Origin of the sequence: Sphingomonas sp. LaA6.9, from assembly GCF_022601895.1 — a bacterium.
Classification (GTDB): Bacteria; Pseudomonadota; Alphaproteobacteria; order Sphingomonadales; family Sphingomonadaceae; genus Sphingobium_A.
In genome coordinates, this window is the sequence record NZ_JAKVIO010000002.1 from 71,372 (window position 1) to 97,718 (window position 26,347).

At 63.0% G+C, this 26,347-nt stretch carries 27 protein-coding genes; 12 read left to right on the plus strand and 15 right to left on the minus strand.

Translation table 11 applies throughout. The annotated features are described in order from the left end of the window. Window position 1 precedes the first annotated feature (1 nt). From MKI88_RS01500 to MKI88_RS01545, 10 genes are all read right to left on the minus strand, one after another. Complete coding sequence (locus MKI88_RS01500) at window positions 2-751, minus strand: SDR family NAD(P)-dependent oxidoreductase (protein ID WP_241628800.1); 750 nt, start codon at window positions 749-751, stop codon at window positions 2-4. Between the two features lie 23 nt (window positions 752-774). Beyond that, a complete protein-coding gene (locus MKI88_RS01505) occupies window positions 775-2,046 on the minus strand; it encodes a cytochrome P450 (protein WP_241628802.1) in 1,272 nt (423 codons plus the stop codon). 65 nt (window positions 2,047-2,111) lie between these two features. Continuing rightward, entirely contained in the window at window positions 2,112-3,032 is a 921-nt protein-coding gene (locus MKI88_RS01510; protein ID WP_241628804.1) for a TIGR03619 family F420-dependent LLM class oxidoreductase, read from the minus strand. Between the two features lie 70 nt (window positions 3,033-3,102). After that, window positions 3,103-4,314 carry a CaiB/BaiF CoA-transferase family protein gene (locus MKI88_RS01515; RefSeq protein WP_241628806.1) on the minus strand — a complete coding sequence of 404 codons (1,212 nt, stop codon included), beginning with the start codon at window positions 4,312-4,314 and terminating at the stop codon, window positions 3,103-3,105. After that, window positions 4,311-5,000 (minus strand): CoA transferase, encoded by a 690-nt coding sequence (locus tag MKI88_RS01520; RefSeq protein ID WP_241628808.1) that lies wholly within the window; start codon window positions 4,998-5,000, stop codon window positions 4,311-4,313. Before MKI88_RS01520 ends, MKI88_RS01515 begins: the two co-directional genes overlap by 4 nt. Continuing rightward, window positions 4,952-5,434 carry a CoA transferase gene (locus MKI88_RS01525; protein WP_241628810.1) on the minus strand — a complete coding sequence of 161 codons (483 nt, stop codon included), beginning with the start codon at window positions 5,432-5,434 and terminating at the stop codon, window positions 4,952-4,954. The genes MKI88_RS01520 and MKI88_RS01525 overlap by 49 nt, the downstream gene beginning before the upstream one ends. Before the next feature lie 6 nt (window positions 5,435-5,440). Then, the gene (locus tag MKI88_RS01530) at window positions 5,441-6,862 is read right to left on the minus strand and encodes an SRPBCC family protein (RefSeq protein WP_241628812.1); all 1,422 of its coding nucleotides are present in this window, start codon (window positions 6,860-6,862) and stop codon (window positions 5,441-5,443) included. Next, window positions 6,852-8,132, minus strand: coding sequence for an amidohydrolase family protein (locus MKI88_RS01535; RefSeq protein WP_241628814.1), 1,281 nt, complete (start codon window positions 8,130-8,132; stop codon window positions 6,852-6,854). Before MKI88_RS01535 ends, MKI88_RS01530 begins: the two co-directional genes overlap by 11 nt. A 272-nt stretch (window positions 8,133-8,404) precedes the next feature. Continuing rightward, window positions 8,405-8,746, minus strand: coding sequence for an EthD domain-containing protein (locus MKI88_RS01540; protein ID WP_241628816.1), 342 nt, complete (start codon window positions 8,744-8,746; stop codon window positions 8,405-8,407). Window positions 8,747-8,760: 14 nt separating this feature from the next. Then, complete coding sequence (locus MKI88_RS01545; RefSeq protein WP_241628818.1) at window positions 8,761-10,161, minus strand: SRPBCC family protein; 1,401 nt, start codon at window positions 10,159-10,161, stop codon at window positions 8,761-8,763. A gap of 165 nt (window positions 10,162-10,326) precedes the next feature. On the opposite strand from MKI88_RS01545, the gene MKI88_RS01550 reads away from it, so the two are divergent. The 4 genes from MKI88_RS01550 (at window position 10,327) to MKI88_RS01565 (ending at window position 13,427) form a co-directional block, all read left to right on the plus strand. Further along, window positions 10,327-10,656 carry a 2Fe-2S iron-sulfur cluster-binding protein gene (locus tag MKI88_RS01550; RefSeq protein WP_241628820.1) on the plus strand — a complete coding sequence of 110 codons (330 nt, stop codon included), beginning with the start codon at window positions 10,327-10,329 and terminating at the stop codon, window positions 10,654-10,656. 99 nt (window positions 10,657-10,755) lie between these two features. Continuing rightward, a complete protein-coding gene (locus MKI88_RS01555) occupies window positions 10,756-12,033 on the plus strand; it encodes a cytochrome P450 (protein ID WP_241628822.1) in 1,278 nt (425 codons plus the stop codon). A 39-nt stretch (window positions 12,034-12,072) separates the two neighbouring features. After that, window positions 12,073-12,912, plus strand: a complete 840-nt coding sequence (locus tag MKI88_RS01560; RefSeq protein ID WP_241628824.1) for an SDR family NAD(P)-dependent oxidoreductase — start codon at window positions 12,073-12,075, stop codon at window positions 12,910-12,912. A gap of 191 nt (window positions 12,913-13,103) precedes the next feature. Continuing rightward, window positions 13,104-13,427 (plus strand): hypothetical protein, encoded by a 324-nt coding sequence (locus MKI88_RS01565; RefSeq protein WP_241628826.1) that lies wholly within the window; start codon window positions 13,104-13,106, stop codon window positions 13,425-13,427. A 145-nt stretch (window positions 13,428-13,572) separates the two neighbouring features. On the opposite strand, the gene MKI88_RS01570 is transcribed toward MKI88_RS01565, so the two are convergent. Together MKI88_RS01570 and MKI88_RS01575 are read right to left on the minus strand one after the other, a co-directional pair. Next, on the minus strand, window positions 13,573-14,046 hold the full coding sequence (locus tag MKI88_RS01570; RefSeq protein ID WP_241628828.1) for a hypothetical protein: 474 nt from the start codon (window positions 14,044-14,046) through the stop codon (window positions 13,573-13,575). A gap of 129 nt (window positions 14,047-14,175) precedes the next feature. After that, complete coding sequence (locus MKI88_RS01575) at window positions 14,176-15,384, minus strand: CaiB/BaiF CoA-transferase family protein (protein WP_241628831.1); 1,209 nt, start codon at window positions 15,382-15,384, stop codon at window positions 14,176-14,178. A gap of 161 nt (window positions 15,385-15,545) precedes the next feature. Between MKI88_RS01575 and MKI88_RS01580 the strand changes: the two genes are divergently transcribed. From MKI88_RS01580 to MKI88_RS01610, 8 genes are all read left to right on the plus strand, one after another. Next, a complete protein-coding gene (locus MKI88_RS01580) occupies window positions 15,546-16,712 on the plus strand; it encodes an acyl-CoA dehydrogenase family protein (protein WP_241628833.1) in 1,167 nt (388 codons plus the stop codon). A 22-nt stretch (window positions 16,713-16,734) separates the two neighbouring features. Beyond that, window positions 16,735-17,622 carry a CoA ester lyase gene (locus tag MKI88_RS01585; RefSeq protein WP_241628835.1) on the plus strand — a complete coding sequence of 296 codons (888 nt, stop codon included), beginning with the start codon at window positions 16,735-16,737 and terminating at the stop codon, window positions 17,620-17,622. Continuing rightward, complete coding sequence (locus MKI88_RS01590; protein ID WP_241628837.1) at window positions 17,622-18,893, plus strand: acetyl-CoA hydrolase/transferase family protein; 1,272 nt, start codon at window positions 17,622-17,624, stop codon at window positions 18,891-18,893. The genes MKI88_RS01585 and MKI88_RS01590 overlap by 1 nt, the downstream gene beginning before the upstream one ends. After that, window positions 18,894-19,661, plus strand: a complete 768-nt coding sequence (locus tag MKI88_RS01595; RefSeq protein WP_241628839.1) for an enoyl-CoA hydratase/isomerase family protein — start codon at window positions 18,894-18,896, stop codon at window positions 19,659-19,661. 164 nt (window positions 19,662-19,825) lie between these two features. Then, a complete protein-coding gene (locus MKI88_RS01600) occupies window positions 19,826-21,187 on the plus strand; it encodes an SRPBCC family protein (protein ID WP_241628843.1) in 1,362 nt (453 codons plus the stop codon). 96 nt (window positions 21,188-21,283) lie between these two features. Then, complete coding sequence (locus tag MKI88_RS01605; protein ID WP_348636228.1) at window positions 21,284-21,910, plus strand: glutathione S-transferase; 627 nt, start codon at window positions 21,284-21,286, stop codon at window positions 21,908-21,910. Window positions 21,911-22,340: 430 nt separating this feature from the next. Beyond that, entirely contained in the window at window positions 22,341-22,571 is a 231-nt protein-coding gene (locus MKI88_RS21365; RefSeq protein ID WP_281063696.1) for a GDCCVxC domain-containing (seleno)protein, read from the plus strand. Window positions 22,572-22,838: 267 nt separating this feature from the next. Beyond that, entirely contained in the window at window positions 22,839-23,381 is a 543-nt protein-coding gene (locus tag MKI88_RS01610) for a hypothetical protein (RefSeq protein ID WP_241628845.1), read from the plus strand. A gap of 309 nt (window positions 23,382-23,690) precedes the next feature. Here MKI88_RS01610 and MKI88_RS01615 read toward each other — a convergent pair whose 3' ends face one another. The 3 genes from MKI88_RS01615 to MKI88_RS01625 all read right to left on the minus strand — a co-directional run bounded on the left by MKI88_RS01615 (window position 23,691) and on the right by MKI88_RS01625 (window position 26,347). Further along, window positions 23,691-24,701: an LLM class flavin-dependent oxidoreductase gene (locus MKI88_RS01615; RefSeq protein WP_241628847.1), complete on the minus strand. Its 1,011-nt coding sequence runs from the start codon at window positions 24,699-24,701 to the stop codon at window positions 23,691-23,693. Window positions 24,702-24,785: 84 nt separating this feature from the next. After that, window positions 24,786-25,631 (minus strand): TauD/TfdA family dioxygenase, encoded by an 846-nt coding sequence (locus tag MKI88_RS01620; protein ID WP_241628849.1) that lies wholly within the window; start codon window positions 25,629-25,631, stop codon window positions 24,786-24,788. Window positions 25,632-25,669: 38 nt separating this feature from the next. Next, window positions 25,670-26,347, minus strand: coding sequence for a TetR/AcrR family transcriptional regulator (locus MKI88_RS01625; protein ID WP_407073285.1), 678 nt, complete (start codon window positions 26,345-26,347; stop codon window positions 25,670-25,672).

Consider the following 26,347-nt stretch of genomic DNA (forward strand, 5'->3'; position numbering starts at 1 on the left):
TTCACATATACATGCCGCCATTCACGTTGATCTGCTGCCCGGTGATGTAGCTGGCGCCGTCCGAACAGAGGAATTCGCAGGCGGCCGCGATGTCGTCGGGCGTTCCCGGGCGCGAAATCGGGATCATCTGCGAGATCACGTCCAGCGGCGGCACTTCGCCAGTGGCCTCGCCCCGGCGCGCGAGAGGCGTGTCGACCAGTGACGGCGGGATCGTGTTGACCGTGATGCCATGGCGCGCCAGTTCGCGCGCCAGCCCCTTGGTCAGCCCGATCACGCCGCCCTTTGCCGCCGAATAATGCGCGCGGTCCGAAGCGCCGATCTGCGCGGCATTGGAGGAGATGGTGACGATCCTGCCCCATTTCTGCTCGACCATGTCGGGGACCGCGGGCTGAATCGTATGAAAGACGCCGGTCAGGTTCACATCGATCATCCGCTGCCAGGTCTCGACCGACATGGTGAGGAAGTCCTGCGCCGCCGAAATGCCCGCATTCGCGATCACGATGCTGATCGGGCCAAGTGTTTTTCGGATCCCGGCATAGGCGGCATCGACCTGCGCGCGATCGGCGACATCGACCTTCAGCGCGAGGATGTTCGCGCCCGCATCCTTCAACGCCGCGCTTTCGCGCGCCAGCGCACCTTCCTGCATGTCGAGCATCGCGACCGGATGCCCGGCTGCGGCGAAACGCTGGGCGATTCCCAGGCCCATTCCGGACGCAGCTCCGGTCACGATAACAACGCGCTCTTTGGCCATTATATTCCCCATGGTTGCTTCGGTCAGGCGGCGCGCAGCCGCAGATACAGCTCGTTCAAACCGCGGATGATGTAGCTCGGTTCATAATCGAAACGCCGATCACCGGCCGGGCCGTGCTGGTCGTCGTCGATTTCGATGGCCGATGTCTGCTCCAGCAATTGTTCGAGCATGATGCGCACCTCGACACGCGCGAGCGGCGCGCCGATGCAGGTATGGGCTCCCCGGCCGAATGCCACATGCTCCATCGCCTTGGGGCGTCCGATCTGGAAGGCGGCGGGATCCGCCCAACGGCTGCCGTCGCGGTTTGCAGCGCCGAGCAGGAGCACCACCTTTTTGCCCGCCGGGATTTCGGTGTCGCCGACCCGCACCGTGTGCCTGGCGAGGCGAAATGTGGCCTTGGTCGAGCCCTCGAGGCGCAGCATTTCCTCCACGAAGGGGGCGATCATGCTGCGGTCGCTGCGCAGCCTTGCCTGCAGTTCGGGCGTCTCGGCGATCGTGCGCAGTGAATTGCCCAATAGCTTGGCGCTGGTGTCCTGACCGGCGGCGAACAGAAAGACGGCCAGCTTCACCACCTCTGTCAGATCGGGCGTCGACCCGTCGGGAAACGTCGCGGTTGCCAGCTCGGACATCACATCGTCGCGCGGATTTGTGCGGCGTTCGCTCAGATACTGGAAGAAATACTGCCCCATGAAGATCAGCGAACTGATGTCCTGACCCTGATCTCCCGCCTGGATGTCGCCCGCGGTCGGCCCCTTGGCGAGGACATCCATGAACAGATTGCGGTCATCGGCGGGGACGCCGAGCAGATCCGCAATGACGAGCGTGACATAAGGCGCGCCAACTTCGCGGATGGCTTCGCACTGGCCCTTGGCGACCAGCTCGCCAACCATCCGCTTCCCCAGTTGCTGCATATATTCTTCATTGGCCTTGAGCCGCGAAGGAACGAACAGCCGGTTGAGCAGCGCGCGTGAATTGGAGTGCCGCGCGCCGTCATAGGAAACGATCAGGTCGGGGCCGGCCAGTGCCGCCCAATGTGCTTCGATCTGCGCGCTGACATCGTCGCCTTCGGGTTCGAAAGGGATGGGAACGAGCGGGCCGTTGACGGTGATGACCGACGAAAAATCATTGGAATTACGAAGGATCTCTACTGATTCCGCATGACCCGTCACAAAGAACAGGTCGCGTGTTTCGTCGTAATGGACGGGCCCCTTTGGGCGGATATCCTCGAAATAGGCATAGGGATCGAGGAGGACCGACCGGTCGGTGAAATAGTCGCGCGTTGCCTGGGAGGCCATCCCGATTCTCCAGTTTATGATCTATTGTGTATCATAAATTGAGGCCCCTGCTTGTCAATCTGGGTTCACGCCAATCTGGGTTTGATCTCCTCGATCACCCATTGCGCGTAATCCTCATATTCGGCGATGTCGCGGACCGCGGGGATGGGGACCGAACTCATCGTCACGCCCAGTTCGCTGAACCAGCCGAGCCGGTCGACGATCTCGGGCGCGGTCATGCCGGGCCGCGCCTTGGGATCGTCGATAACCTTGTGCCCTTCGCCGACGCGGCTCGTGGCAAAGCCGTACATCACGTCGAACGGACGGCCGTCATAGCCGGGTTGCGACTTGATGAAATCGATCCGTGCCGGGATGTCCTCGGGCCTGGTGAGATAGGGCCACCAGCCGCTGGCGAAGCGCGCGGCGCGCCTGAGCACCGCATCGGCTTCACCACCCATCCAGATCGGCAGATGCGGCTTCTGCACAGGCCTCGGTGCGAAGGCGACGTCGCGGAAGGATACGAATTCGCCTTCGAACACCGGATCGTCGGTGGTCCAGAGCTCGACGATCGCCGCCAGATATTCGTCGCACAGCCGGCCGCGCTGGTGGAAGGGGACGTCCAGCAGGTCGAATTCCTCCTCCAGCCAGCCGGCTCCGAAGGTCACCATCGCGCGGCCGCTCGACATCCAGTCGAGTGTCGAAAGTGCCTTGGCGGTGATTACGGGATGCTGGAGCGGCAGGATCGCGATCGACGAATTGATGCGGATGGGCTCGGTCGCGCCGGCATAATAGCCCATCGCGGCATAGGCGTGGAAATGATGCGGCCCCGAAAGGTCGACATGCGATTTGGGGATCAGGAAATGTTCGGGCACGCTGATCATGTCATAGTCAAGCCGGTCGGCGAGCTTTGCCAGCCGCGTCTGGTCCGCGCCGGTCATCGCGAGCTCCCAGGGCTGCATCGTGGCCTTGAGCTCTATGAGGCGCGGCATGCCGAAAGCGAACTTCATGGGACCTCCCAGGGCTTTTGACGCAGCCTAACCCAAGGCGGGCGTACGGAGTTCTGTTTGTTGCCGGGTTTCAGTCGACTATCGCGCGGGCGATCAGCTCGTCGAGCCTGTCCTGCGAAAGTCCCAGGATTTCGCGATAGACATGATCGTTATGCTCGCCGAGCAGCGGTGCGCCACGTTCGATCGTCGCCTCGTCGGGGGACATGCGCCAGCCGGGACCGATGACGGGGCGGGTCTCGCCGCGCGCGTCGGTCACCATGCGATAAGCACCGCTGGCCCAGAGAAAATCGTCGCTCACCAGATCAAGCGACGACATGCTCCTGAAGGCGGGGACGCCCGCTGCACGCAGCGTTTCGGCGAGCCCGGACGCCTCGTGGCCGGCCGTGAGTTCCGCCAGCGCGGTGTCGAGCGCAGCGCGATTGGCCAGCCGCGCCGACAGTTCCGCAAAGCGTGTATCGCCGACCAGCGCCCCGGCGCCCAGCACGCGGCCTAGCGCCTGCCACTCATCTTCGCTCGCCACCGCAATGCTCAGCCATTCGCCGCCAGCGCAGGGATAGCAGCCATGCGGTGCCATGTCTGGATGCGCGTTGCCGTCAGCCTGCGGCGCCACGCCCGTCATGGCATGCGCGAACAGGCTGTCGCCGACCATCGAGGAAAGCGTTTCCACCGCGGACACGTCGACGAACTGGCCTTCTCCAGTACTGGCGCGGTGATGAAGCGCGGCGATCGCGGCGAAGGCGGCGGACGCCCCCACGGTCGAGTCACCGTAGCGGATATTCATGCCGCGGGGCGTCTCGCCTTCATGGCCGACCAGATAGCTGAGGCCGCCCAGCGCCGCGAAACACGGGGCATAGCCCGTCTGATAGCCGAGCGGCCCGTCGGTCCCGTACATCTTGACCGAGACCTGAATGATGTCGGGCCTGATCGCCCTTACATCCTCATAGCCAAGCCCGAGCCGCTCCATCGCGCCGGGGCGCAGATTGTCGATCACGATGTCCGACTTTGCGATCATGTCCCTGAGCAGCGCCATGCCTTCGTCGGACTTCATATTGACCTGGACGCTCTGCACCTCCTGATTGATGCTGAGGAAATAGGGTGCGCTGTTGATGTCGACGCCGCCATAGGCGCGCATCTCGTCCAGGTTGGACCTGCTTTCGACCTTGATCACCTCGGCGCCGAGAAAGGCGAGCAGCTTGCCAGCATAGGGGCCCGCCCAGACCTTTGTGATCTCGAGCACGCGCACGCCCGCGAGCGGCCCGCCGCGTTGGGGAAGGAGCGTCATGCCAACTCCTTCTGATCGCCGCCGAGCGCGGGGGCGGGGGAGGCGAGCCGGACGGGCGAGGCGCTCATGCGATAGGGCACGGTCGGATAGGCGACGCCATCCAGAGTCTGGAAATAGCCGCGATGTTGATATTGCGGATTGTCGGGCAGGTCGGCTGCCGTATTCACCTGCACCAGCGCCACGCCGAGCTTCTGAGCCGCTTCGGCCACGGCGTTCTTCTCCTGAGCCGCTATCCAGCCGGTAAAGCCGGCGCGGAACTCGGAGACGCGGTCGCCGGTGCAGTGGAATTCCAGCCAGTCTTCGGGAAAGGCGGTCGTCCACTCGGGCTCGCCCATCAAACGGCACAGGCCTTTCCAGTGCGCGCGCGTCGTCATGACGAGGAACACGTGCCCGTCAGCGCACGCGAAGGTCGCGCCCGGACCACCCATGTCATAGCGTGTCCGCTCGGGGCCGGCATCGGCTTCCCCCGCGAGGATGCGGCCGAGCACGCAGTCGGTGCGCGACAACTGGACCGCGATTTCGCTGATGTCGATGAACTGGCCCAGGCCCGTTTGCCGCTTGCGCCAGAGCGAGGCGGAAACGCACAGCGCCGCCTCGAGCCCCGCCTCATAATCGCTCATGAAGCGCCCCGCGCCCTTCAGCGGCGGCTTGTCGGGGGTGTCTCGCTCGGCGTATGATAGCCCCATCCACCCGCGTTCATCACATTGAGTGGCCGCGCGATCTGCCACTCGACAGGCGCGTCCTGGCCAAAGGGCGTGATCGCGCAGTGGACAAGGTGGGGATGATCTGCGGCGATCCGCTGACGGTCCAGCCCGTGCGCCTCAGCCCGGACCGGCGTGTGATCGTCGATCAGCGCATCAGCCTTTACTAACAGCCGGTCGAGCACCGCGCGGTCGGCCGCCCGCTCAAGGTCGAGCACCACCGACTTCTTGTTGGTGTTGAGATACTGGAACAGCGTGCTTTCGCCATCTACAAACGGTCCCATGGCGCGCGTCGGCGCACCTCCCGGGCGTTCGACCTTGATCACTTCCGCGCCGAAGTCGGCGAGAAGTTTTGACGCATATTCGCCCGCGACCCGCTCGGCGATTTCGATGATCTTGAATCCGGCAAGTGCGGTCATCGTGGTTCAGCGCGCCACCGCCGAGCCAGGTTTCAACGGCTCCATCGCCATATATTTGTCCACCGCGCGCTCGAAATGGCGGATGCGGATTTCCTGATAATTGCCAAGCGTCAGTCCACGCTTGGCGCTGGCCTCGATGCCTTCCTGCTGCAGGAAGAGGTTGTCGGTGTCCTGATCGAGGATCTTGCCAAAGCCCGGGTCCATGCCCTCGGCTTCGGTGAAGGACTGCTCGTCGCTCAGGATCACCACTTCCGCGGGATCGGGGCGCCTTCCATCTTTCGGCACGGGGCGCATGAACATCACCTCGTAGATGCAGCGCCTGTGGTTCCTCGGGTCGGGACGGAAGCGATAGACCATCGGCAGCGAAATGCCCGGGAACAGATAGCAGCTCGGGAAGATCGTGTAGGAGAAGCAGTCGAGCATTTCGGAGTCGGACACCGACGAGAGGTCGCTCCCCGTCGCCTGTTCGAACATGCCGCGGAACATGTCCGCCATGGCCTGCCGCGCGGTGCCATCGCCGACAGAGGGGCGATCGTCCGACAGCATCGTACCGTCGCCGACGGTGAACTGGTCGAGAATATCCTGCTCGCTGTACTTGCCCTCCAGATGCGGACTGGCGACGCCCAGCGGCGAGATGAAGCGGTTCACATGCTCGCCATAGACATCGTACTGCGAGTTGGCGTCGGCATTGGACGGCGCCACCTGCGGATGCGTCACGATCACGTGATAGGCCTCCATGAAGGCCTCGACCGTCAGTTTCCAGTTGGCGGGAAAGCTCTTCTGGACATGGACGTGGACATAGCGATCCTCGAGCCTCCATTCCCTGATATGCGCGAGTGCCTGCGGGCCGATATAGTCTTCAAGCGAAGGCGCGTCGGGGTCCATGTTGATCCAGACGAACCCGCCAAGCAGTGCGACGCGCGCCTCGGGCAGGCTGAACTTTTCCTTGTCGACATGCGGGAAGTCCCAGGGGCAGGTCATCTGCTTCAGCGTGCCGTCGACATTCCAGCTCCAGCCATGGAAGCTGCACTTGAATTCGCTCGCGCCGCCTTCACTTCCCGAAGCACGCAGCTTGGTGCCGCGGTGAAGGCAGGCGTTGTAATAGGCGCGGATGTCGTTTTCCGCGACGCGCGTGATGATGAAGCTGTACTGGCCGATGTCATAGACGTGATAGTCGCCGACTTCGGGGATATGCTCCTCGCGGCACGCGAACTGCCAGGTCCGCGTCCAGAGCCGTTCGAACTCCGCTTTCGCGAATTCGGGCGAGACGTAGCGATCGGTCGAAACGTCCTCGCTACCCAGAAACTCGTAGGATTCCGAACGCACCCAGCCGGGCGCGGCCACCTTGTCGCGCTCGATGATGTCCTGCGTGCTGATCGCCGGGCACCGCGCCTCTCCGGGCTGGAGCTTGCCGGTATCAATGTTCATGAATGGTCTCCGCAAGTGTGAGAGCGGGCGAGATGCTGTGAATCGCGCCGTCCTTCATGACCATCGCGAGCCGGGCCCTGTCGGTCATGATCGTGATATCTTCGAGCGGATCGCCGTCGATGAGCAGTATGTCCGCAAGCATTCCGGGCTGAAGCGTGCCGAGATCGCCTTCGTCGCGCATCGCGAGCCCGCCGTTGCGTGTCGCGCAGATCAGCGCCTCCGCTGGCGAATAGCCGTAATAGTCGACGAAGAATTTGAGATCGCGCGCATTGGTGCCCTGTCGGCTCCACGCAAAGCCGTAATCGCCGCCGATCAGGTGCCGGATGCCGCGCTTCCTGAGTTCGGTATGCGTCTTCACCGATTCATCGAGCAGACCCGGAATCCCCATATAGCCGCCGATTTCGGGCGTCAGGCCGTTGGCGGACGCTTCCCCGCTGACGATGGTGTGGAACAGGCTGACCGTGGGCACGACGAACATGTGGTCCTTCGCTGCTTCCATCATGTCGAGCAGTTCCTCATCGGCATATTCGACATGGAACAGCCCGTCGACGCCCGCCTCAAGGCACGCCTTGGAACCGCCGATCGAGCGCGTATGCGCGTTGACCTTGCGCCCATACGCATGTGCGGTCTCGACCGCCATGCGGATTTCCGCGAGACTCATCGGCGTGGTGTGCGCGGGGGTGCTCGGGTAGAAAGGGTCTCCCGAGACGTCGAGCTTGATATTGTCGCAACCCTCGCGGCAGGCAAAGCGCACCGCCTTTCGCATTTCCTCGGGGCCGTCGACGATCACCGATGGGCCTATACGCGGATTATGCTCCCGGCTTTCGTCGCCCATCGCACCCGTCACGCTGATCTCGAGCGAGCCTGCGCGGATGCGCGGGCCGGGTAGACGCCCGGCATTGACCTCGTTGCGCACCGCAACGCCCAGTCGCAGCTTGGCTTCCGACGCGCCATAGGCACTGGTGAAGCCCGCATCGATCAGCGCCTTCGCCCCGCGCGCCGCCGCGAAAACTTGCTCTTCGGGAGAGGGCGTGATCAGGTCTTCGGTGGCTGTGACCGCCTCGAACGAAAGATGCGTGTGGCCCTCGGTCATTCCCGGCATCAGGAATTTGCCGTCAGCCTCGATCACGACATCGGCGGCTGCGCGTTCGCCCGCACCCGTCGGCGTGACCGAAGCGATGCGGTGGCCATCGACCAGAAGGTCGCCCGCAAAAGGCGCGGCGCCCGTCGCGTCCCATATCGTCGCATTGCAGATTAAAGTCGTCGCCACCGCGCAGCCTCTCACGCCTTTGTTGGCGCAAGACTAGGCTGGCCGGCCGGTTAGCCAAATGACTGGCACGGAATGGGGGGTTAGCTGTAGCGGCTAGCCTGCGGGCGGTTATGACGCCGTCGATCCAGTATGAATCGAAGTTCGTTTCGTCATCGTCTCCCCGGGCTTGTCCCGGGGTCCCGCTTCCTTTCACGTACGGACTGAAGAAAAGTGGGATCCCGGGTCAAGCCCGGGATGACGAAATCAATGTGGCGAACTTCGGATTCAGGTGACTAGGCGATTTCGGTCTCGCACTCCGTGACCGCACAGAAGCGCGACCTGGCGCGGTCAAAGACATTTTCCTCGTCCGCGATCACGTCGGCAGGCATCGCATCCCTCGAAAGCGTGTCGATCACGATGTCGAGCGTGGCGCGGTCCCTGAACCACAGCTCGGTGATCACGTCGAAGTCCAGCTCGGGCAGTCCAGGTCTGTGCTCGACATAGCGGCGGACATAGCGCTCCACGCCGGCCATGTACTTCATGCACAGCGGCACATGCTGCTCCTCATAATAGGCGCGGAACGCGTCCGCGCTCATACCCGGCTTGCGCTTGAGGAAGAGGAGCAGCCTGTGCATGTCCGCGCTGCGCCTCAGAAGCCGAGGTCGAGGATCTTGCCGTCGAAATTGCCGCCGAGCTTCTGGTTGGCGGCCGCCAGCTTGTCCTGCGGCACACCCTTCAGATAGCCGTCGATGATCCGCTGATAATTGCTGATCAGCCCCTCGATGTCCTTCGACAGACGCATGAACTCGAAACCTTCGGCGTGCATCCCCTTCTGCTGGATCGGGATGTTCGAATAGTCCTGACGCGGGATCTGCGGGAACTGGTCGCTGTCATAGGGCAGGATCACCGGCTCCATCACCGGATCGGGCTCCTCGCCCTCAGGGTACATCGTCAGCGACCACAGCTCGAACAGGCAGCTTTCGGGCCCGAGCGGACGGATGCGATAGGAGGACATGCTCGAGAAGAACGGCAGCAGGAAGAAGTGCGGGAAGATGAACTCGACCGCGTTGATCGGGTCGGACACCGCGACCGCGTTCAGGTCGGGAACGGGTTCGCCCTTCGCCTGCAGCTGCTTGGTGATCTGGTCCTGCACGATGCCATACCACATCGGCACAGCCTGAGCCGGGTCTTCGGGTAGCTCGACGTCGAGCAGCTGGCCCGCGATTTCCACTTCCTTGGGGTGCACCATGCCTGCCATGCCGTCGCTGAGCAGCCCGAGGTGCTTGTACTGCGCCTTGATATTGTCGCGCACGCTGAGATTGGGGTTGATCGGGATGCCGATGCCGCCCGTGTCCATGCCGTACATCATGTTGTAGAGCATCGGCGCCGCCTGTTGCAGCTGCGGGTGCGTCCGCATGACGTGATAGCCTTCCATGAAGGCTTCCATGCCGACCTTCCAGTTGGCCGGCAGCACCGTGGCATACCACCATTCGGCGCGCAGGTTGCCCATGCCATGCGCCTCCAGGCGATCGGCCACGGGGCCGATGGACTCGCGCAGCGACGGTGCGTTGTCGTCCAGATTGATGAACGCGCAGCCGCCCCAGGTCTCGACACGGCATGCGCGGAGCGCCAGATCGGCTTCGTCCAGCTGTCCCTCGCTGAACATGTGGCGGCCATAGACGAAGGTGTTCTTGCCATCCATGTTCCAGCGCCAGCCGTGGAACGGGCAGATGAAGCCCTTGGTCTTGCAGTTGCCGTGGCCGCCTTCGGTCAGCGGCACGCCGCGGTGACGGCAGGCATTGTGAAACGCCTTCACCCCCTCGGATGTGCGCACGACGATGACCGACTTGCCGAGATTGTTGTACTCGATCCAGTCGCCGACATTGGGGATCGTCTCCAGGCGGCACGCCATCTGCCAGGTGTGCGGCCACAGGCGCTCGACCTCGAGGCGGTAGAATTCCTCATCATAATAGCGCTTCGAGGGGATCCGCTCGGGATCCGTGATTTCAAAGGGAACCCGTCCGCGTCCAGCGATCGTGCCGTCTGCCATAGCATGCCTCATTCGGTTTTCTTGCTTGGCCGAGAGTCGTAAAGGCTGGGGGGTGGGGTGCAAGCGAGATCGCGCGCGCGGCTGCATCCATCGCTGCCTCGATAGTCAAGTCAGATCGCCCGTCTGAGCCTTCCGTCCAGGCGAGCGCTCGTACATTCCTGAAGCATGGTGAAAGTTATTTTTGTCGAACCGAACGGAACCGAGCGGCACGTCCCCGATGCGGCGGAGGGCCAGTCGCTCATGGAAGTGGGCAAGGCCAATGGCATCGAAGGCATTTTGGCCGATTGCGGCGGCGCCTGTTCGTGCGCGACCTGCCATGTTTTCGTCGATCCCGAGTGGTGGGAGAGGGTGGGACCGCCCGATGACATCGAGTTCGCCATGCTGGACATGGTCGCGGACGTCGCGCAGGAGCTGAGCCGCCTGTCCTGTCAGGTGAAGATCAACGCACAGCTGGACGGATTGCGCGTGACCGTCGCGCCCGCGTCCGCATTCTAGGCGAAACGCCCCGGATATGGGCGAAACGTCCCGGTCCGTGTTAGTGGGAGGAATAATCCGATGACGTCCTGTCCGATGTCGCAAGAGGCGAAGTGTCCGATGTCGCAAGAGGATCAGGCCCTGCTCGAGACCGGGTCGATGACCGATCCGATCATCTCCGCGCGGCCGCGTCCCTATTATGCGGCGATGCGCGAGCATGATCCCGTCCACTGGGACGAGAAGCTCGGGATGTACCTGATCTCGCGCTATCAGGATATCCAGACGATCCAGCAGGATCCGATCACATTCTCGGTCAACAAGGGCTATCACACGCAACAGGCCAAGGGTTTTCAGGAGGAATTCCAGGAAATCCTGAAGCGCGATGGCGGCGGCTATTTTCCCGATGCGATCATGTCGGACCCGCCCTACCACACGCGCATCCGCAAGCTCATGGAAAACGCGTTCACCGCGCACCGCGTAAAGGAGCTTGAGCCGCGCATCACAAAGGTCGTCGCGGATCTCATCGACAGTATCGCCGACAAGGGCGCAGCGGATGCGATCCACGACTTCTCGGTGCCGCTGACCATCCGCATCATCTGCGAACAGCTCGGCCTCGACTGGGATATCAAGGACCGCATCCAGCGCTGGTCGATCGCCGTCACCGCGCAGATCGGGCGGATGCAGGACCGCGAACAGATGATCGGCCATGCCCGGGAGATCTGCGACCTGCAGCAATATCTCATCGCCAGGATGAAGGAGCGGCAGGCGGATCCGCGCGAAGACATGATCTCGGATCTGGTCCATGCGAAAATCCAGACCGATGATGGCACGGTGGAGACGCTCACCTTCGAGGAAGCCGTGTCGCTTGTCCGCGCGCTCCTGATCGCGGGCAATGAGACCACCGCGACCGCGCTGGGCAACCTCTTCTACATCCTCGCGACGCAGCCCGAGATCGCGCAACTGCTCAAGGATTCGGTCGATGACGACCGCCTGCTCAACCGCTTCGTCGAGGAACTGCTCCGCATCGAACCGCCCGTCCGCGGGCTGTCGCGCATGACGACAAGGGAGGTCGAGCTTGGCGGCAAGGCGCTGCCCGCGGGCGCGCATCTCCTGCTGATGTACGCCTCGGCCAATGACGAGGCCGATATATTTCCCGAACCGCGCAGCTTCGACATCAACCGGCCCAATATCGGGCGGCACCTGTCGTTCGGCGGTGGTGTCCATCGCTGCGTGGGGCTGGCGCTCGCGCGGATGGAGATCAAGGTGGCCGCGCGTGAGATCGTCCGGCGGATGGACAATATCAGCCTCGCCATCCCGGTCGAAGAGATCACCTATCTGCCGACCGTTGCCACCCAGTCGATCGAACGGTTGCCCATCACTTTCACGCGGCGCGCGTAACCGGCATGAGCCAGTGAATACAAGCCTCTGGAGGCGCGGTTGAGACAAGAACTCGAAGGCAAGGTCGCCGTCGTCACGGGGGGCGCCGGCGGAATCGGCAGGGCGACCGCCGAATTGTTTGTGGCGGAGGGCGCGAAGGTCGTCATCGCCGATCTGGACAAGGATGCGGGTGAGGCCCTTGCGGCGTCGCTGGGCGAGGCGGCGGCCTTCCAGCGCACCGATGTTGCCGACGAAGCGCAGGTTCAGGCGCTGGTGGACAAGGCTGTCGCGCAATTCGGCGGCCTCGACATCATGTTCAACAATGCGGGCATGTCGTGCGCGCCGTTTCCGCGCTTCCTCGACGACACGCTCGCCGATTTTCACCGCGTCATGGGGGTCAACCTCTACGGGCCTATGGTCGGGACGCAGCGCGCGGCCCGGTACATGAAGGATCATGGCGGCGGCGTGATCCTGAACAACGCGTCGATCGCGGGCGTGCTCGCGGGGCAGGCGATGATGACCTATCGCGCGTCCAAGGCGGGGCTCATCCAGTTCAGCAAATCAGTGGCGATCGACCTTGCGCAGTACGGCATTCGCGTGAACTGCCTCGTTCCCGGCCATATTCGCACTGAATTGTCTTCATTCAGGCAGGCCGACGCCGAGGACGAGGTGGCGGCGCGCGTCGAGGCAGCGGTGACCGATGTCTATCTCTCGAACCAGCCGCTCAAGCGCCGCGGATTGCCGCAGGACGTCGCCGAGGCCGCGCTGTTTCTGGCAAGCGACCGTGCGCGCCAGATCACCGGCGTCACGCTGCCCGTCGAAGGCGGCGTCACCGCGGGCGATCCGGTCAACCATCTGCAGGATATTCTGGACGCTCGCGCCCGGGCGCTGGCGGGCTGAGGCGGGCTCACGCTAACGTCTGGTTTAAGACACCGCGCCGGGGGCTGTGAGCGGCCAATTTGTGGCGGTTCGCGACCGTTGCAACGAACGGCCACAGCGGCCATGTTGATGCAGGTAGCGGCCCGCTTCCGGTTTGGCCTTCCCTAGGCCAGCCGTTGGCTGCCACGCTAATCTTAGGCGCGGTGAATGACATGACTGACGGAAGCAGGCAAAAACTGGCCGAATCCCCTTCTCCGACCGTAGCTGATGTTTCGGTTGGCGATGTGGACACCGTGAAGCGCAAGGTTGTCACCACCGGCGCATCAGCCACAGGGGTGTCTGCCACCGGTTCGATCAGTGTGGGCACGCTCGTATTGGCGGCGGCAAGTCTTGGCGCCTTGGCTGTTGGCGCGATTGCGGTTGGTGCCCTGGCTATCGGACGGCTTAGAATTGGAAACGCGCGAATTCGCAAGTTGCGCATCGACAAGCTGGAAGTCGGTGACCTGGTCCGGGTCAACGATCGAAGCAAAGACTAAGCGAACGGTGGCTTCCAACAATTCAAAAGCAGACCGACGTGTGTGGACTGGCGGGCTGAGGGAGGTGGCCCGGGAGTGTGAATCGCACACCAGCGTCCGGTTTCAGGCGTTACGCTAAGCGGTCATCGCGGCCAATTTGTCGGGGTTAGCGGACGGTCACATTCCGGCCTGTGAGGATGGCCACGCCGACCTTCTCTCGCATCATGCGGTCGATTTCATGCTGAAATTGGAGCAATGAAGGGTAGTTTGTCTGGAAGCGAGCTTGGCAGCGGTCCTCCGGTTTATCATAGTTTGCGAGAAGAACGCTGGCGGCCAATCCGCCCGTCGAGCCCTCAGGACTCACCTTTAACTTCGTCACTGCCGTGTATTTCCCGTTTTCGCTAAATCCCCATTCGCAAGCGATCGGTTTTTCGGCTTCGATTGGATAGCGAGCGAGAGAAGCGCTGAAATCCACAAGGGCTTCCCATTGCACCCACATTCCATTGCGTCTGCTAAAATTTGGGGCTTGCACATGGGCCATGAGCCAGCCGAAATCGTCACCGTCGCGACTGAATTCATACTCGAAGGCAAAAGTGCAGTTCATATCTGCAGAAATGACACGCAGCCTGAACGTCCGCAATGCCGGCGTGTCCGGACGGTCCGCTTTTCGCTAATGGCGCTTGCCACCGGTCATTCAGGGGGCACCGATGCCGGAGCGCGAATTGGTCCGCGCGGCCGCAATCGCTGCGAGCGCTTCCTCCCAAACGATCTACGGCGCCTCGCCCCGCCACTTGCCCTCACCCTGATGGGGCTCTGCCAGATGCGGGCGGTGGAACTCGTCCAGTATCGCCTCACTATGCTCGCCGAGCGTCGGGGCAGGGCCGGCAACCTTGCCCGGCGTCTTCGAGAACCATGTGGGGATGCCCGGAAAGCGCACCTTACCCTGCGGCGAGTCCACCGTTTCAAAGAAGCCCACCGCATTCAAATGCGGATTGTCGAACAACTCCTGAGGCGTCCGCAGCGGCGCTGCCGGAATGCCGAGCGTCCGCAGAAGATCTAGCCATTCCTGCGTCGTGCGTTCGAGGAAGGTTTCCGCGAGAAGGCCGTAGACACGGTCGATCTGGCGCGCGCGCTGCTCGAGCGTCGCCAGTTCGTCACTCGCCCAGGCGGGCTTCACCGCATCCACGAACAGCGACCAGTGCTTGTCGTTGTAGATCAGCGCGGAGACATGGCTGTCCTTCGTGCGATAGGGCTTGCGGTTGGGGGCGACCACGCGCGGGTAGGCCGCCGTGCCAAGCGGAGGGTCGAACATCGCGCCATTGGCGTGCTCGACGAGCATGAAGGACGCCATCGTCTCGAACATGCCGACTTCGACCTCCTGCCCCTCGCCGGTGCGTTCGCGGTGGAACAGCGCCATCATCGTCGCATAGAGCACGGTCAGGCCGGCCACCTTGTCCGCCACGATCGTGCCGACGAAATTGGCTTCGCCCGTCAGCATCTGCTGGACCGCCGGAAGCCCGCACTCGGCCTGGATGGTGTCGTCATAGGCGGGCTGGTCCCTGTCGGGGCCACGACGGCCATAGCCATAGCAATTGGTGTAGACGATCGAGGGGTTGATCGCGGCGACCGCATCATAGTCGAAGCCGAGTTTCGCAATCGCCTTGGCGCGCATCGAATGGATGAAGACGTCCGCATCTGCGATCAGCGCCCGCAGCGCGGCCTTGCCCTCGTCGCTCTGCAGGTCGAGCACGATGCTGCGCTTGCCGCGGTTCACATTGACGAACACGCCTGCCATGCCCGGCTCGGGCGCAACCGAGATGAAGCGCGTATTGTCCCCCGCGGGCGGTTCGACCTTGATGACGTCCGCGCCCATGTCCGCCATGATCTGCGTCGCATAGGGGCCCATCACCATGCTGGTGAGGTCGATGACGCGGACGCCGGCCATCGGGCCCTTGCCGCCGCGGGTGTCGTTACCCATCCATTCCTCCAAACTGATCAGAAGCGGCTAGGGCAAGGCGATATGGAAATCCATTCGCGTCCACTTCGCCCCGCCGATATGTGTATGGGCTCTGGTTGTGTATCCTTGTGCGTGACTGCTACCCGCCGAGCATCCGATATGCGCAAACAGGGCAGATAACCGTGGATTTTTCGTTCACCGAAGACCAGCAGAACATCCGGGACGCGATCCTGAAGCACTGCACGCAATATCCTGACGAGTACTGGCTTGAGCGTGACAGGGAAGAAACCTTCCCCGAGGACTTCTACCGATCGCTCGCCGATGCGGGCTGGCTGGGGGTCGCGATGCCCGAGGCATTTGGCGGGTCGGGCCTCGGCATCACCGAAGCCGCGATCATGATGCAGGCGATCGCGGAATCGGGCGCGGGGATGAGTGGCGCCTCGGCCGTCCACATCAACATCTTCGGGCTCCAGCCGATCATCCTGTTCGGGAGCGAGGAGCAGAAGCAACGCTCCATTCCCGGCATCATCAGCGGCGCCGACAAGGCGTGCTTCGCGGTGACCGAACCCAATGCGGGCCTCAACACCACGCAGCTCAAGACCCGCGCCGAGCGCAAGGAGGGCGGCTATCTCGTCAATGGCGAGAAGATCTGGATCTCGACCGCGCAGGTCGCGAACAAGATGCTGCTGCTGGCGCGCACGACGCCGCTCGATCAGGTGAAAAAGAAGACCGAGGGACTCTCGCTATTCTATACCGACCTCGACCGGTCGAAGATCGATGTGCGGCTGATCCACAAGATGGGGCGTCACGCGATCGACTCGAACATGCTCTTCATCCAGGACCTGTGGATCCCCGAGGAGGACCGGATCGGGCCCGAGGGCGAGGGCTTCAAAATTATCCTGCACGGCCTCAATCCCGAACGCGTGCTGCTCGCGGCGGAAGCCGTTGGGCTCGGTCGCGCCGCGATCAGGCGCGCAGCGCGCTATGCCCGCGAACGCATCGTGTTCGACCGGCCGATCGGTCAGAACCAGGGTATCCAGCATCCGCTCGCCAAATGCTGGGCGCAGCTCGAGGCCGCCAACCTGATGGTGATGAAGGCCGCATATCTGTTCGACAAGGGCGAGGATTGCGGGGTCGAGGCAAACGCCGCCAAATATCTCGCGGGCGAGTTCGCGTTCGAGGCGTGCCACACCGCGATGCTGACGCTCGGCGGCATGGGCTATGCGCAGGAATATCATGTCGAGCGCTATGTCCGCGAAAGCCTGATCCCGCGCACGGCCCCCGTGAGCCCGCATATGATCCTCAATTTCCTCGCCGAAAAGGTGCTGGAACTGCCCAAATCCTACTGATCTATCGGGGAATGTAATGACGATGTCCGAAGTCCTTCCGCTCAGGATGCGGTCCTGGCTGTTCGCGCCGGGCGACAGCGAGAAGAAGATGCAGAAGGCCGCGGCGAGCGCCGCCGATATCGCGATCTTCGATCTTGAGGATGCGGTCTCGCCCGAGGAAAAGCCCAGGGCGCGCGTGATGGTGCGCGAGTTCCTCCAGAGCCAGCCGGCCGAGGCGCTTCACCGCCTCTGGGTGCGCGTCAACCCGCTCGACGGGCCGCACACGCTGGCCGATCTCGCCGCGGTCATGCCCGCGCGGCCCGGCGGCATCATGCTGCCCAAGGTTTACGGCCGCCCCGATGTCGAGCGGCTTGACCATTATCTCTCGGCGCTCGAGGCGGCGCATGGCATCGAGCAGGGCGCGACGCGCGTTATCGTGCTCGTCACCGAAACGGCCGCGGCGATGTTTACCACGGGCGACTATGCGGGAGCGCCGCGCGTCGTCGCGCTCACCTGGGGTGCGGAGGATCTGGCGGACTCGATCGGCGCGAGCAACAATCGCAATCCCGATGGGAGCTATGGCTTCACCTATGAACTTGCGCGCAGCCTCTGCCTGCTCGGTGCGGCAACCGCCGGTGTCGCTGCGGTCGAGACGATTCAGGGCGATTTCCGCGATCTGGAGGGGCTGAAGGCGCGCGCCGAAAAGGTCCGCCGCGACGGCTATCGCGGCATGCTTGCAATCCATCCGGCGCAGGTCGACGTCATCAATGCCGCCTTCTCGCCCAATGAGGAGGAGATCGCCGAAGCGCAGGAGATCGTCGATATTTTTGCCGCCAACCCCGGCGTCGGCGCGATTGGCTATAAGGGCGGGATGCTCGACCGGCCCTATCTTGCGCGCGCGGAGGCGCTGCTGCGCCTGGCGGGACGCTGATGGCGGTTGTCACCGAAGCTGACGGGCTTGATCTCAGCCAGTACCTCAAGGCTGGCGACCGGATCGTCATGGGGCAGGCCTGTGGCGAGCCCATAACACTGGTTGAGGCGCTGATCGCGCAAGGCCGCGATATCGGCGGCCTGAGCGCCTTTATCGCCACCAGCTTTTCGGGCCTGTTCACCCCCGACACTGCCGACAGCTTCGCCCTTTCCAGCATGGGCGCGATCGGCGCGCTCAGAAGCATGACCAAAGCGGGCAAGCTCGCGGTCATCCCCGTCCATGTCAGCCAGGTCGCGCCGTTGATCAGCGCGGGCATCATCGGCTGCGATGTCGCGTTCATTCAGGTCAGCCCGGCCGATGCCGACGGCAACCATAGCTGCGGCCTGATCAGCGACTATGTCCGCGCCGCGGTGGACAAGGCGCGCATCGTCATTGCCGAGGTCAACGATCAGATCCCTTATACGCCGGGCGAACTCATCGCGGGATCGCAGATCGACGTCGCGGTGCACGTCTCGCGCGCGCCCGTGGAAGTACTACCTGCGAAAATCACCGCGATCGACGAGGCGATCGCGCGCCACTGCGCCGCCTTTATCGGTGACGGATCGGTGATCCAGACCGGCGTCGGCGCGGTGCCCGACGCGATCCTGCGCCTACTCCTCGACCGCAAGGATCTGGGCGTCCATTCGGGAATGCTTGGCGACGGTCTTGTCGAGCTCGTCGAGGCGGGCGTCGTCACCAATGCACGCAAGGAAATCGACGCGGGCGTTTCGATCAATGGCGCGCTGATCGGCACCGAACGGCTCTATAAATGGGCGCATAACAACCCGCAGATCCGCATGTGCGCGACCAGCTACACGCACGATGCCGCGGTGCTGGGGCAGCTTTCGCGCCTCGTCACGATCAATTCGGCACTTGAGGTCGACCTGACCGGGCAGGTGAATGCCGAGCAGAGCGGGGCGGCCTATCTTGGCGGCACGGGCGGTCAGCTCGATTTCGTCCGCGCGGGCGCCCGTTCGCCCGGGGGGCACGCGATCATCGCGCTTTCGGCGACCGCGAAGGGCGGTGCGCTGAGCAAGATCGTGCCGACGCTGTCGGGGCCGGTGACGACCGCGCGCACCGAAGTCGACCTGATCGTCACCGAATTCGGCGCGGCGGAACTCAAGGGTCAGAGCCTTGCCGAACGCACCCGCCGCCTGATCGCTATCGCGCATCCCGATTTCCGCGAGGAGTTCGATCGGGCAGCACATGTCATCCAGCAAAGGGGCTTCTAGATGAGCGACGCGGTTCTGTTCGATGCGCGCGAGGACGGCATCGCGATCATCACCATCAACCGGCCCGACCAGCGCAACTGCCTCTCGCGCGAGGTCCGCGAAGGCTTGCGTGGCGCGTGGGAGCGGTTCGAGCGGGATCCCGCGCTACGTGTGGCCATCCTGACGGGCGCGGGCGAAAAGGCATTCTGCGCGGGCGGCGACCTCAAGGAAATGGTCGAGACGGGCATGACGGTGCCGCCGCTGGACATGTACGCGCTGCCCTATGACACGATCGAGCTCAGCAAGCCGACCATCGCTGCGGTCAACGGCATAGCCTTCGCGGGGGGCTGGATGATCGCGCAGGCCTGCGACCTGTGCGTTGCGAGCACGAGCGCAAAATTCGCGATCACCGAGGTCAAGGTCGGGCGGGGATCGCCCTGGGCCGCACCGCTCATCCACATGATCCCGCAGCGCATCATGATGGAGATCATCCTGACCGGAAAGCCGATCACCGCGCAGCGCGCCTATGAAATCGGTCTGGTCAATCGCCTTGCCGAACCAGAGGCGCTGATGGAGTGCGCGCTCGAACTCGCAGGCGAAATCCTCGACGGCGCGCCATTGTCGGTGAAGGCGGGGCGCGAAACGGTAATGCTGGCAACCGAAATGGGTCGTGCGGCGGCGCTTCAGGCCGCCCGATCCGCGCACGAACATTGCTACAACAGCGAAGACGCGCAGGAAGGCCCGCGCGCTTTTGCCGACAAACGCCGCCCGGAATGGAAGGGCCGCTGATCGCCACGGCGCTTTTTGGTCGCCCCGATCAAGCCGGGCGGGATATTCTGTGCGAGATTGGGCAGGATAGGGCCTGCCATACGGGCAGGTCGCGCCGGAGCAATCGGGGTGCAGGACCATTGTGCGTCACACCCGCGGCGCGGATATGATGAAATGAGGATGCGATGAACGAGATCAGCAAGGTCGCCACCCCTGGCGAGGAATTGATCGAACCGATCACCGTCCCGGCAGAAGCGTATATTTCGGCGGACTATGCGCGCGCCGAAGCCGATCGGCTGTGGCACAAGGTCTGGCTGCAGGCGGGCCGCATCGAGGAAATTCCCGAAACCGGCAATTTCATCACCTATGACATCATGGACACCTCGGTCATCATCGTGCGGACCGCGCCCGACGCGATCAGGGCCTATCACAATGTCTGCCCGCATCGCGGCCGCCGGCTGATCGACACTCCGCCGGGCGCGCGCAATGCCCGCGGCAAGAAGACGAACTTCGTCTGCGGCTTTCATGGCTGGACGTTTGACAGGGAAGGGCAGTGCACCTTCGTCAATCATCAGGACGACTGGAAGGGGGCACTCACGCCTGAACGGACGAGCCTCGGCAAGGTCAACGTCGACACATGGGGCGGCTGGATCTGGATCAACCTCGATCCCGATTGCGGGCCGCTGGCCGACTATCTCGGGCCCGTGCCCGAAATGCTCGACCCGTTCGAGCTCCAGAACATGCGCTTCCGCTGGCGCAAGTGGATCGTGTTCGAGTGCAACTGGAAGGTCGCGCTCGAGGCGTTCAGCGAAACCTATCACGTCCAGACGACGCATCCCGAATTCAACGCATTCGGCGAGTTTCGCGGCTGGGCGCGCAAGCACGGCCTGCACACCAATATCGGCTATGAAGCCCCCAAGAATATGGACGAGAACCAGGCCAAGCTGCGCATCGGTTCGGGCGAGGATCCACGTCTCTCGACCGCGGAAATGCAGGTGTACACCTGGGAAAACGCCAACACCAACACGACGATGACGCTGGTCAACGCCGCCAAGCGCCTGAAGGACGAGCTTCCCGAAGGGACGCCCGCGATGGAAGTGCTCCAGCACTGGCTCAAGTCGGCGCGCGCGGATGACGAAAAGCGCGGCGTCTTCTGGCCCGTCGTCGAGCCCGCGCATACCGCGAAGAGCGGCACCGCATGGCAGATCTTCCCCAACTTCCAGATCGGCCATGCCGTCAACAACATGCTCTGCTATTCGGCGCGGCCCTATGGCGGCGATCCCGACAAGTGCATCTTCGAAGCCGCGGTCTACGAGCTGTTCCCCAAGGGCGAAGAGCCCGAGACCGAATGGGAATATACCGAGCCTCAGAACTGGCCGCCCGTTCTCCAGCAGGATTTCGCCAATATGGCGGCAGTCCAGCAGGGCATGAAGAATGTCGGCTTCCGCGGCACCCAGCCCAATCCCTATATGGAGCGCGCGGTCGCCAGCCTGCATCATAATCTTGCGCGCTATATGGGCACGGGGGCGCCACAGCCGCTCAAATAGGGCGATCGGGCCAGAGCGCAGTTTTGCGTGCCGCGATGCCGGCAAGGGCTGGCTCACGGGCCGGCCTGACCCTAAACCATGCGGATGATACCGCCTTTGCCCCGCCTCTATTCCTTCCGCCGCTGCCCCTATGCGATGCGCGCGCGAATGGCGCTGCTGGCGAGCGGCGTGCCCTTCGGTCTGACCGAGGTTTCGCTCAAGGCCAAGCCGCCTGCCATGCTCGCGGCCAGCCCCAAGGGGACAGTGCCCGTTCTCGTTCTTCAGGACGGACGGGTGCTGGACGAGAGCCTCGACATCATGCGCTGGGCGCTGGCGCAGCACGATCCCGAGCACTGGCTCGTCGATGACCGCGAGGGCAGCGAAACCCGCGCGCTGATCGCGCGCAATGACGGCCCCTTCAAGCACCATCTCGATCGCTACAAATATGCGAACCGATACTCGGCCTCCGCCGATGCGATGTCGGCCGAGGATCGCCGCGCCGCCGCCATGGCAATCCTCACCGACCTCGATACCCGCCTGACGGGCCGGGGCAACCTCGTCAGCAAGCATCCGACCCTCGCCGATATCGCGATCTTCCCGTTCATTCGGCAATTTTCCCGCCATGATGCCGACTGGTGGGCGAGCCAGCCCGTCCCGCGGCTTCAGCAATGGCTCGATCGGAACCTGTCATCGCCACTCTTTAAGATGGCCATGCGCAAGGACGCGTTTGTCGACGATTCATAACGGCCTTTCGCGCGGGCATGGCCGGGATGTCCTGGAATGCGGACAATCCAACTAGCCAATCTTGCCGTATTGGCGCGCGGCTAGTAGCGTCGGAACTATTAAGGAGTTCCCGATGAAAAAGCTTCTGATTGCCGTAGCCTTGACAGCGCTTGCGCCTACCGCTGCGCTCGCAATGGATTGCTGCAAGGATTGCGCTTGCTGCAAAGACAAAATGGACGCTCACGGCGACCATCAGCCCGAACCAGCCCCGGCCCCTCAGCCCAAGTAAATGAGCGACTGCGGTTGCGAGCCAACCACCGCTGACGCGGCGTAACAACGCCGCGTCCCGGGCGCTGCGAGCCGGGTTCTCTCGGCGCTGGTCCGACATTCCGCGGGTCCGTCAACAGCCTTGCCGTCGTCGGGCTAATTCTGCTCGCTCTGTCGAAAACTTATGGCTGAACTGCAGAGCACCATCACCTGCCCCCAATGCGGTGGCACGACGACGGAAACGATGCCGACTGACGCTTGCCAGTTCTTCTACGCCTGCAAGCATTGTCAGGCTGTGCTCCGTCCGCTGGCCGGCGACTGCTGCGTGTTTTGCTCCTACGCCGACATTCCATGCCCGCCCATTCAAGAGGCCAGAAACGGCGACAGCGCCGATGGTTGCTGCTCGCCGAGCTAATGTCCGAAAATGGGTCCGGACGGTCCGGTTTTGTCGAGGGCATGCGATGTCGCCAGCGTCCGAAATGTCGTGGAATGCGGACAAGCGGCTCTTAGGCGCGACAGACGGAAAGCTGACATCCGATTATGATCTGCCTTTGTAGTGAAGCGACCCGTTGCGGTCGCTGGTGAGCTGGCTATTCTCCTTCCGGGAAGGGGAGTTTCAAGTGAAGCGAGTGTTTCTTGCGGCGGCTATCGGCGTCGTGTTCTGGGTGCGCGAGCTGTGAGGGTGCTGCGCAGGGTCATCGAGCTGGTCGACAAAGACGTCGCGGCAAACTCCAAGCCTATCTCATTGATCGGCATGATAATCCCCTTTGTGCCATTTATGATCTTTGTCGACAGCGCACCGGCGGACAGCTACCCGGTCCTAGGCGGAGTCGCCTTAGCAGCTAGCATCGGTTGGGGATTATTTGTCATGTGGCGTTTGCTGCGCCAGTTGAAGACAGAGTTTTTAGGATACCGAAAGACTCTCGGTGCAATGCGGTTATGGGCGCTGGGTGTCGGCACCGTCTTATTTATCCTGCTTTTGGCCGCAGCCGACATTTGGCTGTCGAACAAGATCGGCTGGCCAGAGGCTTACGGATTCGACTGTCGGGGGCGCGGCTGCTATTTCCAGGACCTAGCTCATAGCCCGAAGTTGTTACACGGTGGCAGCGTATATGAGCTGGGGCTGTTCTGCTTGTTGTGGTTGCTCCCCGCCTGCGTTGTCGTCGGCGTTATCTTCGCCCTTTTTAGACGAAGGCGTCGCAACGCCATTGAGCCAATGGATTGAATCTACGCGTTCCCCGAGGTCTCGGCTACCGCCTCTCCAGCGGGAAAGCGATAAACTGACTGTCGGGATTTGGGATGGTAGTTTGGCAGCGGCCATGACCAAAAAGTCGTCGCCAGCAGCCAATAAACCGCTGTCCTACACGTCCCCGTTCTGTCACGGTTCGGTCGGCAATTGGCTATTTGAACCGTGCAGATGCGAAGCAAGGCGTTGATCGAAAAACCCGATCAACGCGGGCGCATTGATTGAGGGGGTTTTTCCCGCAGGGCTGACCATCCTGAACTTTGAAGGCTGGCGCACAACCGGGATGTCTCAACGAAAGGCGGGAATCACCTCGTTCGCGAAGAGTTCGGCATAGGGCATGAATCTCGCGGGTGGCAGGCCGGGCGGAAGCATCATCATGAAGTGCTCCACGGGGATCCGTGCCTGCATCGCCCTGAAATGGTCGATCGCCTGTTCGGGCGTCAGGATCTTCAGGATTCCGCTCGTCTTGAAGGCTTCGAGCGACATGGGCTTCAGCGCCACGTCGTCGATCCCCGAGGCCTTGTCCTCGTTGAGCCACTGCCCATAGGTGTTGTTGACGTGGTGGAAATAGGGCGCGAGCTCGTCCATCGCGGTTTGGGGATCGCGCGCGACGGTCAGGAACAATCCCTGGATGCGGATGCGCGCCTCGGCCGGGTCCTTGCCTTCCTCGCGCAGCTTGTCGGCATAGAGGCCGCACACATCCTCGTTGCCGAAATAGCCGTCGGCATATTTGGCCACGCGCGCCAGCGCCTTTTCGGCAAAGCCGCCGATATAGAGCGGGATCTGGCCGCGCGGGGATTGCGGCATGATCGCTGCATTGTTGACGGTGTAATGCCTGCCTTCGAAGCTGACCGTCGCGCCCGCCCATAGCTTGCGCACGATCTCAAGAAATTCATCGAACTGGCTGCCACGCTTTGAGAAATCTACGCCGTAAGCTTCGGTCTCGCGGCGGCGATAGCCGATGGCCAGCGCCATTTCGAGGCGGCCGTTGGAGAGGATGTCGAGCACCGCGCATTCCTCGGCGAAGCGCACGGGATGGTAGAGTGGGGCAAGCGCGATCGCCGATCCGATCCGGATCCGCTTTGTGCGCGCCGCGATCGCCGCGAGCGCGACGAGCGGGGAGGGCATATAGCCGTCCTCGGCGCCGTGGTGCTCGGGCACCCAGGCGCCCTCGAACCCGACCGTCTCGCTCCAGCTGATGAAGTCGAGTATCTCGGCATAGAGGTTGGCGGATGGCCGGTGCCACTGTGGCGGATTCCGGAAATCGCAGAGATAGCCGAAGGTCAGTTTGGGGGGCATTGAGCGTCCTTCGATGATGGCAAGAAAATGCCCCCGCCGTCACGCACTGGACGACGGGGGCGCCTTTTTGTCACGCCGACCGGCTCATTCGAAGGGCTCTTCGCCCTGCAGCTTGGTGCGGTGCATCATGCGGTTGCAGTCGGGATCATATTTCTCGGCGCGGTGCATCGTGCCGGTGTTGTCCCAGATGACCAGGTCGCCCACGCTCCATTCATGGCTGTAGCTGAATTCCTCGCGGGTCGCCCATTCGCGCAGACCGACAAGGATCTCGGCGCTCTTCATCGGCGTGACATTGGTGACGCGGTGCGCGGTGCAGCCGAGGACCAGCGATTTGCGGCCCGATTTGTGGTTCCACACCAGCGGCAGTTCGTTCTCGCCGATCGCCTGCATGCCTTTGATTTTCGCCAGGCTCGGCTCGGGCTCGTAATAGAACACCGTCGCCCAGACCGAATGGACGACGCGCAGCTTTTCATATTCGGCCTTCTGCTCGTCGGTCAGTGCTTCATAGGCGGCATAGGTGTTGCAGAAGCCGGTGTTGCCGCCCCATGTGGCAGGCACCTTGCACGACAGGAGCGATGCAAGGATCGGCACCTCGTTCATCGTGCCGTCGATATGCCAGTAGAGCGAGCCCTTGAGATATTCGGCGCTCTGCGGATTTTCTTTCACGTCGAGCGTGATCTTGTGGATCTTCTCGTCGCCGCCGTCGCGAATCTCGGGTGCGAAGGTGCCGAGCGTCTTCGTGAAGGCGATCTGCTCCTCGTCGGTGAAATTGATCTTGGGGAAGACGAGCACGCCGCGCTGTTCGAGGAGTTCGCGAATCTGCGGGCCGAGGTCGCCAGCGAGCAGCTCTTCCTTGGTGTTCAATATGCGGCTGCCGATGCTCGGCTTGATCTCTTCATGTGCAAAACGCGTCATTTCAGCGACGGTCATGATCGACTCTCCTATCGACTAGAATGTTGAACACATGTTCAGCATGAGTGACATTCCGAGTCAAGATTCCTGGTCGCTTCGGCTTGTGGCGGCAGCAAACGGTCGAGCCATTCGTCGACAAAGGCGCGCGCTTCGGCGTGCCCGGCATTCACGCCCAGTCCGCCTTCCATCACCAGCGCGCGGCCGATCCCGGCGAGCAACAGGCTGAGCCCCGCGGGGCCGCAGCCCTCCGCGCCTGCCAGCCTGTCGCCGAGCAGCCCTTCGAACAGCTCGGCCTGACGGGCGCGCATCGCCTCGCTGTGCCTGGCGATCTCCGCACGGATCGCCTTGCGGTGATTGGCCAGCGCCATGAATTCGAGCGCGAGCGCGGTGCGGCTCGTATCGGCGAAGAAGCGCCACAGCGCCCGCACCGGATCGTCGCTGGCCAGCGCCTGCTCGATCATCGCGTCGCTCTGCTCGGCGCCGCGCCTGAACACCGCCAGCAGCAGGTCGTCGGTGGTCGGGAAATAATAATGGACGAGCGAGGGCTTCAGACCCGCATGGATGGCGACGCGTCGCGTGCTGGCGGCAGCATAGCCTTCGTCGCGGATCACCTGCTCTGCGGCTTCCACGATCCGCGCGCGGGTTTCTGAGCTTTCTGCACCAATACGTCGTTTCTGGACCATGGGGCCAGCATAGGTGCGCGACCTGTCGGCGCAAGCTGGTTGAAGGGACAT

Coding starts and splice junctions, on each gene's coding strand:
- MKI88_RS01500 (WP_241628800.1), bottom strand. CDS start 751: ATGGCCAAAGAGCGCGTTGTTATCGTGACCGGAGCTGCGTCCGGAATG.
- MKI88_RS01595 (WP_241628839.1), top strand. CDS start 18,894: ATGAGCGACGCGGTTCTGTTCGATGCGCGCGAGGACGGCATCGCGATC.
- MKI88_RS01525 (WP_241628810.1), bottom strand. CDS start 5,434: ATGACCGCACTTGCCGGATTCAAGATCATCGAAATCGCCGAGCGGGTC.
- MKI88_RS01585 (WP_241628835.1), top strand. CDS start 16,735: ATGTCCGAAGTCCTTCCGCTCAGGATGCGGTCCTGGCTGTTCGCGCCG.
- MKI88_RS01530 (WP_241628812.1), bottom strand. CDS start 6,862: ATGAACATTGATACCGGCAAGCTCCAGCCCGGAGAGGCGCGGTGCCCG.
- MKI88_RS01550 (WP_241628820.1), top strand. CDS start 10,327: ATGGTGAAAGTTATTTTTGTCGAACCGAACGGAACCGAGCGGCACGTC.
- MKI88_RS01575 (WP_241628831.1), bottom strand. CDS start 15,384: ATGGGTAACGACACCCGCGGCGGCAAGGGCCCGATGGCCGGCGTCCGC.
- MKI88_RS01620 (WP_241628849.1), bottom strand. CDS start 25,631: ATGACCGTCGCTGAAATGACGCGTTTTGCACATGAAGAGATCAAGCCG.
- MKI88_RS01590 (WP_241628837.1), top strand. CDS start 17,622: ATGGCGGTTGTCACCGAAGCTGACGGGCTTGATCTCAGCCAGTACCTC.
- MKI88_RS01510 (WP_241628804.1), bottom strand. CDS start 3,032: ATGAAGTTCGCTTTCGGCATGCCGCGCCTCATAGAGCTCAAGGCCACG.
- MKI88_RS21365 (WP_281063696.1), top strand. CDS start 22,341: ATGGCTGAACTGCAGAGCACCATCACCTGCCCCCAATGCGGTGGCACG.
- MKI88_RS01515 (WP_241628806.1), bottom strand. CDS start 4,314: ATGACGCTCCTTCCCCAACGCGGCGGGCCGCTCGCGGGCGTGCGCGTG.
- MKI88_RS01545 (WP_241628818.1), bottom strand. CDS start 10,161: ATGGCAGACGGCACGATCGCTGGACGCGGACGGGTTCCCTTTGAAATC.
- MKI88_RS01520 (WP_241628808.1), bottom strand. CDS start 5,000: ATGGGGCTATCATACGCCGAGCGAGACACCCCCGACAAGCCGCCGCTG.
- MKI88_RS01505 (WP_241628802.1), bottom strand. CDS start 2,046: ATGGCCTCCCAGGCAACGCGCGACTATTTCACCGACCGGTCGGTCCTC.
- MKI88_RS01600 (WP_241628843.1), top strand. CDS start 19,826: ATGAACGAGATCAGCAAGGTCGCCACCCCTGGCGAGGAATTGATCGAA.
- MKI88_RS01555 (WP_241628822.1), top strand. CDS start 10,756: ATGTCGCAAGAGGATCAGGCCCTGCTCGAGACCGGGTCGATGACCGAT.
- MKI88_RS01625 (WP_407073285.1), bottom strand. CDS start 26,347: ATGTCCCTTCAACCAGCTTGCGCCGACAGGTCGCGCACCTATGCTGGC.
- MKI88_RS01565 (WP_241628826.1), top strand. CDS start 13,104: ATGACTGACGGAAGCAGGCAAAAACTGGCCGAATCCCCTTCTCCGACC.
- MKI88_RS01615 (WP_241628847.1), bottom strand. CDS start 24,701: ATGCCCCCCAAACTGACCTTCGGCTATCTCTGCGATTTCCGGAATCCG.
- MKI88_RS01540 (WP_241628816.1), bottom strand. CDS start 8,746: ATGCACAGGCTGCTCCTCTTCCTCAAGCGCAAGCCGGGTATGAGCGCG.